The organism is Arenibacter sp. S6351L, from assembly GCF_023016025.1.
Classification (GTDB): domain Bacteria; phylum Bacteroidota; class Bacteroidia; order Flavobacteriales; family Flavobacteriaceae; genus Arenibacter; species Arenibacter algicola_B.
Genome location: NZ_JALKBB010000119.1, coordinates 1 through 402, shown reverse-complemented (window position 1 = coordinate 402; position 402 = coordinate 1). Strand labels below are relative to the sequence as shown.

Annotated in this window: 1 protein-coding gene; it reads left to right on the top strand. The window is 35.1% G+C overall.

Translation table 11 applies throughout. From position 1 onward, the window contains the following. Positions 1–186: 186 nt before the first annotated feature. Positions 187–402: hypothetical protein (locus tag MWU82_RS24165; protein ID WP_247098324.1), on the top strand; the 216-nt coding region annotated here is incomplete at its 3' end.

The window sequence follows — 402 nt, the reverse complement described above, 5'->3', positions numbered from 1 at the left end:
GTAAGAATTACCGATTAAATACCATTAACATCGATTAGCGTTTCCTGGCCCGGTTTTCACTCACCGAGCATTTTCTACACTTTATCGGGAGATTTGTCAGATACCGAAAAATAAGGGGGTTTAAACGATTTGTGACCTATACAGGGGTGCATGTGGCGTTAAATTTACATAACAAAACAACGCATCATGAAAACGCTTTTAACTTTAATCTTTGTTCTTTTTATCGGAGTAGCTGCACAAGCCAACAATGTTGATCAGGAAGTAAAAGTTGAAACTGTTACCATGAGTATTGTTACTTCTACTCAAAATGAAGTTTCTGTTAAAAACGAAAACAAAGTAGCTCGTTTGTACATGTTCAAAAATTCTAGGGTTAAAAAAGAATTGTCTTTCTCTACTAAATTG